The following is a 12,319-nucleotide window of genomic DNA, read 5'->3' on the forward strand; positions in this document are numbered from 1 at the left end:
AAAGGTTCCCGCGCATCATCGCCCTTATTGACCTGGGGCGGAGCTTCTCAATGAGCGTCTCGAACGAGGACGTCGAACGCCGGTATCTGGCCGAGTGGATCAGGACGCAGAACTGGTTTCTGAAAACCCGGTTTCCGTTCTACTCAATCGTTACAGGTTATGTAGGGTGGGTTGCCTGGGGTTCGATCTGGGGCACATTGATCTACTTCGCGATCCCCACCGCCGCAGATTTATATGCGGCGGAGTGGCGGCTTCGCGTTGGACGGCAGATCGACACGATTGATGTGGGCCGATATACGAACCAGTTGGCCTACTATGTCCCTATCGTCTTCTTGGCCTATTTGGCTCCGCTTATCATTGCTCTCTATGCGCCCGGCTTTGATGACACATTTCTGGTGCTGTGTTCGGCAGCATCACTCTTGGCTCATATGACCGCTGCGCCGACGCCCCGGCTCTCAAACATATTTCTACCGGTTGCCATCTCTATGTTCGGATTCATATTTCCGATGTTGGCATTTCCCTACGTTTGGACCGTCTCCGATTTCACTATGGCGGGAACTCTCGCCGCAAGCGTTCTTTGCATGGCTTATGTTCAGCAAGAGGGAAGTAAGAAGCGTTTCGGCGCGGAGCTGGAAAGAGAATTTCTGCTCAAAAGGCAAATTGAACTCCTGGGCGAGGTCAAACGCGCCAAACAAATCGCTGAGGTGGAACGCAACCGTGCAGAGGAAGCCAATCGAATAAAGTCTGCCTTCCTTGCGATGATGAGCCATGAAATCCGCACCCCGATGAATGCGGTAATGGGCTTTTCGGACTTCCTGACCAAGATTTCAAGGGAGCCAAAGACGCAGGAATATGGCGGCTACATTCACTCCGCCTCTCAAAGCCTGCTCACGATTTTGAACGACGTTCTCGACTTTTCGAAAATGGAAGCCGACAAGACCGAACTGGATTTGGATGAGGTCGGACTTCCAGAGTTGATGGAGTCGTTGCTGTTTTGGCGAGGGAAGGCTTGCGAGAAGAATATCGAGTTTCGCGCGGTCTATCAGGACTTGCCGGCCGCCCCCGTAATGGCTGACGAAGGGCGACTTCGTCAGGTCATCTCGAACCTGATATCCAACGCTTTGAAATTCACGCCCGAAAACGGCTCCGTTTCCATCGAAGCCTTTCCCATCGCGAGCGATGCGGAGACTCTGCGTGTGCGCTTTGAAGTCAGGGACACCGGGATAGGCTTCACAGACGAAGCCGCCGAAAAGCTGTTTCAGCCCTTTGTTCAAGCGAACGGGAAAATCGCCAAACATTTTGGCGGGACTGGGCTCGGCCTCGCCATCTGCGCAAAGCTGGTAGCGCTCATGGGCGGCGAGATTGGCGCCAAAGGCCAACCCGGCGAAGGGGCACTGTTCTGGTTCGAAGTGCCATTTCGATTTCGAATGGAAAGTAGAGAGACTACCTCAAAAGTAGCCTAGTAGACCGCTCAATGGCTGGGGGACTAGGAACCCTACCCGCACACACCGCTCATTGAAATCATTGAGCTTTTCGACGCGTGTGGTCGACTATGTGGGCGAGTCTCGGTGATTTGTGGGTGAGGCGTCAAGGTGGCCCTGCACCTTTAGATCATCGAGGCAAACTCAGAAAGTATCTTTGCCTCGTATTCACCGGAGAGGCCAAATACTGAGAAGGCCCACCGTCGAGGATGGAAACCAGAATGCGGCACACCAAAGCAGTCATCTCCAGAGTGATGTCCGAAGCGCTTTCAGTCCTACGAATGGCGAAGCCTAGGGGCTCTCCAACGAATAGCGCTTCATGGATGGCGGCGTTTCTCAACGCTGCCACCTCGGCATTTGCCGAGGGAGCCTCCAGACCTTTGGCCCACTCAGGAGTGTCTAACTTCAACTGTTCGCACATCCACTGAGTGCGCTTGGCGTGAATTATTCTCTGCGTGGGACCAAACACCGATTCTACGATTGCGTAGCAGGCATCCAACGCCGCGTACAAATGAATAAATTGCTCGTACTGAAGCGCCTGCGGGTACTGAGCAAGAAGCAACGCATGAATTGCGGCAGTGAGACGTTTTGCAAGCACCGGTTTGTTGCGGTGTTTCCGCCAGAATCTTTCTGCAAGTTCGATGCTTCGCTCGATGTCTGAATGACCAACAATGAAGTCGAACAGTTTGTTCGGGACAGCAGGCGTGGCGTCGACGAAGCCGGCCTCTGTCGTTGTTAGCCTCATTCCGACAAAGAACGAGAGCACCCAGACATGAAACTCAAGTTGCTCCCGGTCTTCTGAAGAAGCGATAGAAATCTCATGGGTCTTCGGCAACCCAAAGACACGAGAAGGATACGGCAGAGGGTGGACATAGCCATCAAAAGACCGCCGTTCCATCATGGGTGCATAAATCCAGCCAGCTTCGACGTCAGCCCACGCCTCATATCCTCGAGTGGTGTCCTCAAAGTTCGGGAGAGGCTTGATTGATACCTCGCCCACAATTGTGAGAGGAGCTGGATAGAATCCAAATGACGAGCTGAGCGGTGGCATGGGACCTTCTCGCGACAATTTGAGCTAAGATATGAAGGTGCGGCCATCATCGCCTATCACCAGAGGCGGACTTTAATATTCGCCCCGCCATCAGACAGATCGGTTATTGTTATTCCACCTTCAGCCACAATTTGGTCAGCGAGGCCCCCAATCCGTTCAAATAGCGTGTGATCCGTCCAGCTTCCGAATTGCTCGGCTAAGTCTTCACACGCTTCTGACAGCGCTTTGAACCAAGGAGAGAACCAATGATTGGTGAGTGCGGCCTTAGTTTGAGGTAGGTCGTCGAGGCCTAAGCCTAATCCCCTCATGTTGCCTGCGTGATAGCAGGCGTATTTCATGAGGCATCCATATAAGCCATATACCTCATGCAACACTTGGCTGTGATTGCGATGCAAGCGAAAACTCGCGATACACGCATCAGCCTGATTGCGGCATTCCGCGAGCGCCTTCAGGAAAATCTCTTCATAGTCTTTAGTGAGTTCTTTGCCGCACCCGGCGCTTAGACAGGTAGCCGCATATTCATCCCAACAAGCAAGAATGACTTGAGACCTAAGGTTCTCGTGAACGTGAAGCGCCTTTCTCAGCAGAACATTTGGAAATGCCTTGTCGTATGCGGCTGTTATATGGACATGAGCACATTCGTGGAAGAGCAAGTGAATTGCGAGTTCGAACCCCTCATGCGTTTCGTCCCCCAGAGGCCACATTAAATCCGCGCTCAAGACGATATGGCTCCTCAGTAGCCCATCGCGGATTACACTCGGTGTCATGGCGACACCAGATCCAAAATCTTCGCTCGGCGTCAGAACGTAGGAGGTCTCATAACCCCGATCCAATTCACGTAAAGCGGTTGCGTAATCCGTCGCCACGGTAATTCCGTCCAGTGTTTGCAGGTTTAGATACTTGCTAATGACGCGGACTATGGCCGCCAGTCGATGGGCGAACTTCTCTGCCCTTGCCCTGTCGTCGTCTGGTGCGCCCCTAATGGATACTGGAATACTCGTCGGCGCCGTCTCCTCGCGTTCAAACGTAGCGGACGCTTCATCGTCACTGTCTTCTTCCATCGGCTTCTCTCCGATTCACTGGCCAGATCGACAGTACGCCGCCGAATGGGCAATTAAAATAAAAAGGAGGACCACTGAAGGTCCTCCTTAGAATTCACAATCAAAGATGGAGGCGATGCCAATCAGAATAATGGGATGCTCTGGAAGATGCCCTTGCTAGTGCTGCCGCTTTGAGTGGATTGCCCCTGCTGAGTTTGAATCGCCGGGGACACGATGCTCCAATAGCGACTGAGTAAGTCCCAAGGACGTTGATCGTTGCCTTGCCATTTCCTGTACTGCTCGTTCATCTCGTTCTGGGCGTCGGCCTGCGCCGCCGTTCCGGCATCAGTCACCATGCCTGCTGCAGAACCACCTAGGTTCATCGCTGAGTTCGCTCCATTGAAGCCAAGCCCCAGTTGTTCCACGAGCTGACCATTCGCGCCAAGCATGGTGCCGAGGTTGAACTGACGTTGGCTCTCGCTGCGATTGAGGGAGTTGTCAGCGATGGACGCGCCAGCTCCCACTGCATTAAGGCCACCATCCAAATTCGCCTGTCGGGACTGCTCGGCAAGGTTCAGTCCGTTCGCGTAGGCAGCGCCACGCATGTTCGCTGCTGTAGATGCGAGAGTATCGGCAGCAGCACGTTTTGCGATGGCTTCTGCAGCGCCAGCCCTAGAGCTGTTCAGGTTTCCACCAATTGACGCAGCCCTGTTAAGGCCGGGAAGCACATTCTCATTGAGGTTCCGAGAGATGTCCTTCCCGATCGCATCAATCTGACCGTTCAGCACATCGCTGTTGATGTAGCGATTGGCGGTGCCGACGTTCTGCCCCGTGGGATCACCTAGGGTCGCACCGAGGGTCCTCGCTCCTGTGCTGAGCAGATCGAGCCCCGTGTTCACGGCAGAGGTATCGTAGGGAGTGGAGCCGCCTCGGTCGAAGTTGCCGTTCGCAAGATTTGTGGCAGTAATCGAAGCTGCGCTTCCAACACCAAGGCTCGTATTCGCGGCGGCTGTGGCAGCATCCGCGAGACCTGACCCTTGAGTGGAACCAAAGGTGGAGAGCAGACCATATCCGCGCTTCTGCTGATCGTTCATCCCGGCATAGAGATTGCCCGTGTAGAACGGAGAGCCCTGAGCGGACTTGAATAGGTCCTGAGCATTCTGGAAGCCAAGCTTCAAGTAGGGCTGTTGCTCGCTCCAAGGACCGGACTGCGTTGTTTCTTTTCTCTGCTCGCTTCCACCACCGAACAAAGTTGATATGAGATCACCCAAGATGATTTCCGGAAATCTGAGTGTGGAGTTTCATGGGGCTCTCCTCGCTCCGTCGAGCTGAAGAGAACCTGTTTAGCGGAACGCTGAGCATCGGCTGATGCTTAGGTGTGCAACGCTAGTGTCGTGGTTGCCCACATGGGGGACACCAAGGCCAGATGGCGAGATTGAGAGAAGGAATATTAAAATCCGACTTTGGAGAACCTCGATGTTCGTCGAAGTACCACCTACTAGATGAACGCAATGAAGAGGAACCTGAACTTCAATCATTTAATTGCGATCATCTTCCCTAAGAGCGCAGGGACGATCCTGTGGTTGATCGAACTAACGCTGCTCAGGTGAACCCTGCGATTATCTTCAGTAAGGGATAAGAGATAGAAAGAAAGAGATCATCCTCAGATCACTGAGGTTCCACCTCAGTTCACCTTAGGTACACCCTAGGTCTCACCTAAGGTTCCTTCTTCAGTTGGTATGTGAACCGGGGGGGGAGTCTTCCTGTTATATTCGGGGTTTTGGAACCCGTTGCGCGTCATTTTTGGCGGAAATCCTAGCTTTTTGACCACTTTCGAATGCCTGGGTACCCCGGCTCTGGGGCGTGAATCCAAGGGGTGTCAAACCGTCGTCCCCGTTCCCGCAAATCGACGCGGAATGAGGGGGAGTGTTCTGCCGACCCACCCGATGCCCTCCCCTGAGTGCAAATAGCATTGCGACAGGTGAAACTCTGGCGCAGAGGCTCCGCTTTTAAAGGTGAGAACAACAATAACAACGCGACCCTTTAGCGGCTTTTTGGAAGAGATGCCCTTCAGACCCCGTGGGGGTGTCAAAATTCACTTCGTCGATTTTTGGTGGCGACGCGCAGAAGCGCAGCTCAGCGATGTTCGACCAGACGAAGGACCTGACCTGCAGTCCACTTTGAGCCACCCCTCGATGTCTTAACGCCCAACTCTGTAAGCTGCTTGGCAAGCGAGGTCGCTGACTGCATCCCGCTGGGGTCGAGGTCGGAGATCACGGCAATAACGCGCTCCCTGAAGGCCTGAGAGCGTTCCTGACGGGCCTTGAGCCCGAGGCGATAATCAACCTTCGGTCCTCCACGGTAGCCTCCCAGCGCCTTCCCACGGGCTTTAGCCGCCTTCAGAGCGGCCTTAGTGCGTTGGCTGATTAGCCCCACCTCCAACTCCGCAATCGACGCCATGAGCCGAAGCATGAAGCTACCCATGGCTCCCTCGGGCAGCTCGGGCATGTCGCAGAACACAACCTCCACTCCAGCCTTCACCAACTCCATGAGGAAGGAGGCATCCCGGCTCAGTCGGTCGAGCTTGGCGACAACTAAGGTGGCACCGAGGAGCTTTGCTCGGTCCAGTGCCTTGTTCAATTCGGCCCGGTTCGTTTTTCGACCGCTCTCGACCTCGACGAAGAGTGGCAGGACCAACGCCCCCAGCTGCCGGTCCACGTAGGACTGGATCGCAGCTTCCTGCGCCTCGAGGCCGAGACCTGAACGACCCTGCTTGTCGGTGGAGACTCGGGCGTATCCCACATAAGCCTTGGTCATGCACTATCTCATTTCAGACTATGGACGTTGTCTGAAACGTAATATCACATCGTACTATGCCAAGGGGGCAACGCAAGCATATTACATTATACATAGATATTATGTAGATAATAAAAGGGACCACGAGGGCCGCTAGGCCCCTCCACTTCAAATGCTCGAAGAGAACGAGCCTTCATGAACCTTCTAGAGGAGTGGCGCGAAAAAAAGCTGCCGGTCAGGCGGGCGTTGCGAACCCTCCGACCGGATTCGGGTAAATTCTCAGGCGATTCGAAGCAATCGGTAGAACGGAGCCTATAAACGACCAAACGCACCTGCAAAGACGGGCGGGAACATGATGCGTCCCTATCATCGGACCAACTAGGTGGAGAAGCGAAGCTCGGGTAATGCTGGCTCCGGATGCAATATTCATTACCCACACTATTGTGCGCGACAAGTTGCAAAAAGCTCTTCTGGGTTACGGCTGTGCTTGAGTTGTGTCTTGGTCACTTTGGTTAGACAATAAAAGAAGGCGATCTCTGATATTGGTGCGCCCTCGGAACTAGATTGGGATTTCGATGAAATTAGCGTCGTGGGAGCCGGATATCCGGACTGCTGTAAATTGGGTTGAGAATGGTGAAATTGATCTCCAGCCCGATTTTCAGCGGGGTGACATTTGGCCTTACACAAAGAAGCGCAGATTAATCGACACGATCTTGCGAGAGTGGTCGATACCGCCCCTTCACGTAGTCGTGAATTCTGAAGGCAGGTTGGAGGTGCTTGACGGGCAGCAGCGCCTAACTGCCATCCGTGATTTTGTTGCGGGTGAATTTTCAATTGATGGGCAAATTGAACCCAGAGACCCCTATATCGAGGCGCTCGGTGGCTTGCGATATGACGAACTCCCGCCGCTGGTGCGTCGAAAGTTTGATCAATATGTACTTCGCATATTCCGAATCACCGATTTCAAACCGTCCGAGCCGGGCGAATTGTTTTATCGCCTCAACCAACCATCCAGTCTTACGGCAGGCGAGCAACGAAATGCTTTGTACGGACCTGCTCGGCAGCAACTTAAAGCGCTCGTGCAATTCTTTTCCGACCAACTCAATGACCAAAGCTCGTTGGGCTTTTCGAATGTACGAATGGCTTACGACGACGTCTTGGCAAAGCTATTGTATTTCATTGAAAGCGGCTCCTTCTCGGTAAAGGCTAAGGAGGCGCTGATTTCTGAGAGATTTAAGATACCTAAGTTTTTCGCTGAAGATGTGATACGACGCGCCGAGCAATCAATCAGATGGTTCTCGGATTCACGAGCTGCCGCCGCGCTGAACTCTCCATCTGTGCGCCTTCGCTTCAACAAGGCAACCCTTCTCTCGTGGCTCTTATTCTTTCTAAGATTCGGAGAAAGCCGGCCCGACATCAACTTTCTCGGTCGTTTCGAAACGGCTCGCCAGATCAACGATGATCAGTTCCCTGTTGATCTTCTGAGGTTGTTCAGCGACCGCGCAAGCCTGCGCGTTTCGGATGTCACGTCTGTTGTCTATCGTGATGTGGCTCTTTGGGCTGCATATTCGCATTGCGGACATCGACCGTTAGTTGGCGCAAAAATCTTACCAACCTTGCTGAACACAGAAGAAGGCGCTCACCGCGAACTCGAGGAGATGTTTGGCTCCGAGATCAACGTAGAGGCCTGGGGGGCGCTCACTCAATGAAAGTGCATAAAGCAGATGATTTCTGGCGGGCATTAAAAAAGGCCCCTGCGGCAGCGGCACCCATTCTCTCAATGAAGCACAGCGGCCTACTCGGTGTTGCCGCCGGTGAAATTACATTTCAGTTATCCTTGACAGCATTTTGTGGGCCAAATGGCATCGGCAAAACCACTCTACTGCGAGCACTTTGGGCAACCTTAGCTCCTCAACCGGCTCAGTCGTTAGTTTCCACGAAGCTACGGCTTAAGACAGGAAGTGTCACACTGCAGGGCAGCTTGGGCGACGAGCAAATTGAGGTGGTTGCCTCGTTCGCCGACGGAAACGTGACATCGACCGTACCAGAACAAATTTTGGTTGAGCACGTCGATACTTCTTCATGCGCTTGCTACGTGCAGAATTTTTTTTGCGACTTCCCCAATATCGAGGACACTACAAACGGCGAAGCAGCGTTTGAACTTACATCCGGAGAACTCGAAGAAGTCCGGTACCTCACAGCTAAGGACTATAATTATGTGCGGATATATGAGGTGGACGACGGCGCTGACGTCATACCGCTCTTCACGGTGAACTCAAGCGGACTCAGTTACGATGTTCGCACAATGGGACTCGGCGAACTTTCGGCGCTGTATCTCTGGTGGGTTCTTCGCAGAAGTGAGCGCGGCACATTTCTACTCATTGAGGAGCCCGAGTCTTTTCTGACTCCAAGCTCTCAAGTCGCATTTTTGAATCACCTCGCGTCTAAAGTGGTTAGGAATAAGCTCTTCAGCGTCCTAACCTCCCACTCACCTGAAATCATTGGAATGCTACCCGAGGAGTCAATTCGTTTCTTCTACCGTGATGGCCAGAATTCCGTTCTCGCAAAAGGTGACCTCGACAGCTTGCTGCAAACCATTGGCCTGACAAAAGGGACCGAGTTTTTATTTCTCGTGGAGGACCGCGGAGCTGCACTGTTTGGAAAGCTTTGGTTGGATCACTTTGATGCGAGCTTGGCAAGGAGAACTGAACTCGTAGCTTTGGCCGGAGAAAGCGCAATTACATTGGCATTGCGCAATCTTCCGGACACCAGAGCAGGTCTCCGGATGTTCGGACTCTACGACGGCGACGTAAGAGATAAGGTGCCGAAAGACGTCCAGAAAAAAGCGCTCTTTCTGCCCGGCAATATTCGCATGGAACAAAAATTTCGGCAGATGACCAATGGCGATGTTTCCGCATTCGAAGAGATTCTTGGCAAGTCCGATATCAAAAAGACCTTGTTTGCTCTGAATGCGCATGAAGATCATGATTGGTTTGATGGGTTGGCGAAAATCCTTAACCGCTCCTATGAACAACTTATGGCTGACTTTTTTAAATGGTGGATTAGCGTGGATGAAAACGTGGACGAAGCTGCGTTGAGCTTTGAGAAGGTAAAGGCAATGCTTTTGGATAGCCCTCTTAATTGATTATGATGCTATTTTCACCAGCTCACAGATTTCATCACCTACGAAACAGCACAAAGTGATCAGAAGGGAGAGTGTCGGTCTTCGACCTTCTTTTTCCCTCCTAGCTAGAGTATCTCCGGCTGCTTTAGCTCGCGGCCCGCTATCCAAGCATTAGTCAGGCCTTCTAAATATTATGAGTATCGGAGCCAAACCGGTGATGTCACAGGCTTGCTCAAGTGATCAAAGTTCGCGACGTCACCCCTGTATCAATAGGCTAGTTCCCCTGTGGTTTTGAAAGTCGAATGCACTGGTAGTTTACTCATCTGTGGTTCGCACCTCTATCAATGCTCCGGAACGGGCCGACAACGTCAATGGATGACACATCTGGAGACAATCCAAGCACACTCAGGATATTTCTCCCCGGCTAGCACGTTGAGGAGTCCACCTTGCACAACTCTATGATCTCCGGACCGCGCGTAGTTCAGCTCCGACGCACGACCATCAGTGAAACGAACCGACACCTCACAAGAGATTACGTTTGCTTCGATTGAACCGCGAGTGCTGGAGAAACCGCCAAGGCTTGAGCTTGAGGCGCTGACATCACCCTCGGTTGCGCCCAAAGCAACATAGCGCCACACCTCCGTATTACCGACCTTCATCGAGCTGGATGGAACTCCGGCGCAAGCCAGAACCTGCTCGCGGTTCATACCAATCATTGAAAGCTGAGCCCGGTTTGTCGTCGACGTATTCGGGCTCTGGCAGGCCGCAAGAGCAATGAGGGTGGCGAATGCAAGGAAGCGATTGTTCATCTTCATGTGTCCATCAAGAGGCTGCAGATCAGTGGTCGTACTGAGGCGCAAGGCAGAGCACCCCGAACTCCAAGGCGGTGAATGCGAGTTTCTCGGGCTCGCTGATGGCCTCCTCGGCACACCACGCGTCATTCTCGGCGCTGTACCTGAGGAGAGTGGCTGATTTCACGAAGCCGCTTGGCAGCAGTTCCACGCTTAGGCAGAGATCGGGATTAATCGGGTGGTCGAGGACGCGGACGGCTTTGCTCCGGGTGTGCTGAGCGAGATCGATGTACATAGAGTTCTCCTCTGATCTGCTGATGTTTTGAGTGCGCTGGGTGAACGCGGGCGCAATAGTTCGCACACGCTGCTAAGCGTGAGACGCTGCACGACTGGTTAATGGCGTTAGGCGGTGATGTAGAGGCGGGAGAGGTCCACTTCAGGCCAATCCACTTTGCTGATCGCATCGTGGAGCACTGAGAGAGACATTTCCTTCTTGTAAACAGTCTGGCCTGTGCCGACGCCTTCGTGGCCCGTAAGTTCGTCAACAATCACAGGACTGATATTCGCCTCGTAGAGCTTCGTCGTTACACCATGGCGGAAAGAGTGATAGTCGAGGCCCCGTTCATAGACGCCGATGTCTTTTCGGTAGCGGGTGAACCATTTCGAGAAGTTGTGGCCCAACTTCCCATCTGCCCCGCCGGGAGTCAGCTCAGGGAACACCTGATCATTAGGATTGGAGGTGACCTCGTTAAGGTATACGAGGAAGCCAAGCTTGAGGACTTCAGGGTGGATTGGAACACGCCTCTTTGATTGCTCGTTCTTGACCTGTTTCCCATCCTCGTCGTTGATGTCGAAGTACCAGATCGAGCCCTCTAGACGAATGTCTGATCGCACGAGCTGCGCGAACTCTTCCAGCCGGTTGCCGTGATAGAGACCCAAGATAGGCAGCCAGAACTTTTCGTCCCTGACGATCACTTTGCCTACTGCCGTTCTTCTGCCTGCCGAGACACAGCCGGTCCAGACAGGTGAGCTGAAGAGCTTCGAGAGCTTCTCTCCCTTCCATTGGTCGCGCATTCGGTTGCTGCGACCCTTCTTGTTGGTGGGGAAGTTGTGTTCGTGGGCAGGGTTCTCCCCCTCGTATTCGCCACGACGCTTCAGATAGTCGAAGAACTTGCCCAGCGCACTGAAGTGACGCTTCACGGTCTTTATTGCGAGACGATTGATGTCTTCGCCCTTGGACTGCTCGACGATCTCGCGGATACCCATTCCCTTCCAGCGAGTGTCCTTCGACCAGAGTGCAGGCAAGCCCTTCAATGTGTCATAGAAGGCAGTACAGTCGCGCCGCTTGTAATCAGAGACGGGCCTGTCACCACATACTTCTTGGAAGATGCGATAGGTCATTCTGTTCTGGAGGAGCGTTTGACCTGTCCACCCCTCTTCCTGCATCTGGTGTTCGATGAAGGCTGGCAGGGCTTCAGACATCAAGGGGCCGACCAGAATGGGGGCCGCAGTCGCCGTGGTCGCTGTTGGGCCTGCAAAAGGGGATAAGGAGGCAAGCTCGATGTGTTCGTGTTTCAGCAGCCGCTTCTTGGCAACGTCGAGCGCCTGAAGCTGCGCTTGCAGAAGGCCTCGCCCCAGCGGAATGCGCTGCTCCTCGGTCAGGCCATGCTTCGCCATCAGTTCGTCCATGTCCTGCTGGACGTGTTTGATCTCCCGCTTAGCAATCCACTCCCTGAGGTCCATCTGAAGAAAACTGATGGTCTCCAAGTCGTAGTCCACGACATCCATCTCGTCGTGAACGCTCGGTTTGCCCTTCGCGTATATCGGCTCCCCCGGGGCGGCGGAGTTGTACCGTCTCAGATCGTCGTCAATGAGTTGCTGGAGGTATTGGCGGAGAATCGACTGAAGATCGGCGGACATCGGCAATTTGGACGATAGCAGAGACTTGAGGGCGCGATTGAGGAGCTTCGCAAGGAGGCGGGCTTTTCGGTAATCGCCAGTGTGGAGGGAAAGACTTACCTCGCCTCCAATGGCCT

The 12,319-nt window shown here is 53.5% G+C and carries 10 protein-coding genes; 3 read left to right on the forward strand and 7 right to left on the reverse strand.

The genetic code is table 11. The annotated features are described in order from the left end of the window. Positions 1–50: 50 nt before the first annotated feature. Positions 51–1,463: an ATP-binding protein gene (locus tag ABFC66_RS04150; RefSeq protein ID WP_346739700.1), complete on the forward strand. Its 1,413-nt coding sequence runs from the start codon at positions 51–53 to the stop codon at positions 1,461–1,463. A 148-nt stretch (positions 1,464–1,611) separates the two neighbouring features. Here the strand turns inward: ABFC66_RS04150 and ABFC66_RS04155 are convergent, their stop codons facing one another. The 4 genes from ABFC66_RS04155 to ABFC66_RS04170 all read right to left on the reverse strand — a co-directional run bounded on the left by ABFC66_RS04155 (position 1,612) and on the right by ABFC66_RS04170 (position 6,389). Beyond that, positions 1,612–2,532, reverse strand: coding sequence for a hypothetical protein (locus ABFC66_RS04155; protein ID WP_346739701.1), 921 nt, complete (start codon positions 2,530–2,532; stop codon positions 1,612–1,614). A gap of 56 nt (positions 2,533–2,588) precedes the next feature. Continuing rightward, positions 2,589–3,593, reverse strand: a complete 1,005-nt coding sequence (locus ABFC66_RS04160; RefSeq protein WP_346739702.1) for a hypothetical protein — start codon at positions 3,591–3,593, stop codon at positions 2,589–2,591. A gap of 122 nt (positions 3,594–3,715) precedes the next feature. Beyond that, entirely contained in the window at positions 3,716–4,843 is a 1,128-nt protein-coding gene (locus ABFC66_RS04165) for a hypothetical protein (RefSeq protein WP_346739703.1), read from the reverse strand. An 865-nt stretch (positions 4,844–5,708) separates the two neighbouring features. Next, positions 5,709–6,389 (reverse strand): recombinase family protein, encoded by a 681-nt coding sequence (locus ABFC66_RS04170; RefSeq protein WP_346739704.1) that lies wholly within the window; start codon positions 6,387–6,389, stop codon positions 5,709–5,711. A gap of 554 nt (positions 6,390–6,943) precedes the next feature. Here ABFC66_RS04170 and ABFC66_RS04175 point away from each other — a divergent pair. Both ABFC66_RS04175 and ABFC66_RS04180 read left to right on the forward strand, forming a co-directional pair. After that, positions 6,944–8,077: a DUF262 domain-containing protein gene (locus tag ABFC66_RS04175; RefSeq protein WP_346739705.1), complete on the forward strand. Its 1,134-nt coding sequence runs from the start codon at positions 6,944–6,946 to the stop codon at positions 8,075–8,077. Next, entirely contained in the window at positions 8,074–9,513 is a 1,440-nt protein-coding gene (locus ABFC66_RS04180) for an AAA family ATPase (RefSeq protein WP_346739706.1), read from the forward strand. The genes ABFC66_RS04175 and ABFC66_RS04180 overlap by 4 nt, the downstream gene beginning before the upstream one ends. A 347-nt stretch (positions 9,514–9,860) precedes the next feature. Here ABFC66_RS04180 and ABFC66_RS04185 read toward each other — a convergent pair whose 3' ends face one another. From ABFC66_RS04185 to ABFC66_RS04195, 3 genes are all read right to left on the reverse strand, one after another. Further along, on the reverse strand, positions 9,861–10,307 hold the full coding sequence (locus ABFC66_RS04185; protein ID WP_346739707.1) for a hypothetical protein: 447 nt from the start codon (positions 10,305–10,307) through the stop codon (positions 9,861–9,863). Between the two features lie 22 nt (positions 10,308–10,329). Continuing rightward, positions 10,330–10,578 (reverse strand): hypothetical protein, encoded by a 249-nt coding sequence (locus ABFC66_RS04190; RefSeq protein WP_346739708.1) that lies wholly within the window; start codon positions 10,576–10,578, stop codon positions 10,330–10,332. 107 nt (positions 10,579–10,685) lie between these two features. After that, the gene (locus ABFC66_RS04195) at positions 10,686–12,203 is read right to left on the reverse strand and encodes a site-specific integrase (RefSeq protein WP_346739709.1); all 1,518 of its coding nucleotides are present in this window, start codon (positions 12,201–12,203) and stop codon (positions 10,686–10,688) included. Positions 12,204–12,319: the final 116 nt, after the last annotated feature.

The sequence above is a fragment of the Parvibaculum sp. genome (assembly GCF_039680535.1).
Taxonomy (GTDB): domain Bacteria; phylum Pseudomonadota; class Alphaproteobacteria; order Parvibaculales; family Parvibaculaceae; genus Parvibaculum.

Excerpts from the sequence above, each read along its gene's own strand:
- ABFC66_RS04195 (WP_346739709.1), bottom strand. The coding sequence starts at position 12,203 with ATGTCCGCCGATCTTCAGTCGATTCTCCGCCAATACCTCCAGCAACTC.
- ABFC66_RS04170 (WP_346739704.1), bottom strand. The coding sequence starts at position 6,389 with ATGACCAAGGCTTATGTGGGATACGCCCGAGTCTCCACCGACAAGCAG.
- ABFC66_RS04180 (WP_346739706.1), top strand. The coding sequence starts at position 8,074 with ATGAAAGTGCATAAAGCAGATGATTTCTGGCGGGCATTAAAAAAGGCC.
- ABFC66_RS04175 (WP_346739705.1), top strand. The coding sequence starts at position 6,944 with ATGAAATTAGCGTCGTGGGAGCCGGATATCCGGACTGCTGTAAATTGG.
- ABFC66_RS04185 (WP_346739707.1), bottom strand. The coding sequence starts at position 10,307 with ATGAAGATGAACAATCGCTTCCTTGCATTCGCCACCCTCATTGCTCTT.
- ABFC66_RS04150 (WP_346739700.1), top strand. The coding sequence starts at position 51 with ATGAGCGTCTCGAACGAGGACGTCGAACGCCGGTATCTGGCCGAGTGG.
- ABFC66_RS04155 (WP_346739701.1), bottom strand. The coding sequence starts at position 2,532 with ATGCCACCGCTCAGCTCGTCATTTGGATTCTATCCAGCTCCTCTCACA.
- ABFC66_RS04190 (WP_346739708.1), bottom strand. The coding sequence starts at position 10,578 with ATGTACATCGATCTCGCTCAGCACACCCGGAGCAAAGCCGTCCGCGTC.
- ABFC66_RS04160 (WP_346739702.1), bottom strand. The coding sequence starts at position 3,593 with ATGGAAGAAGACAGTGACGATGAAGCGTCCGCTACGTTTGAACGCGAG.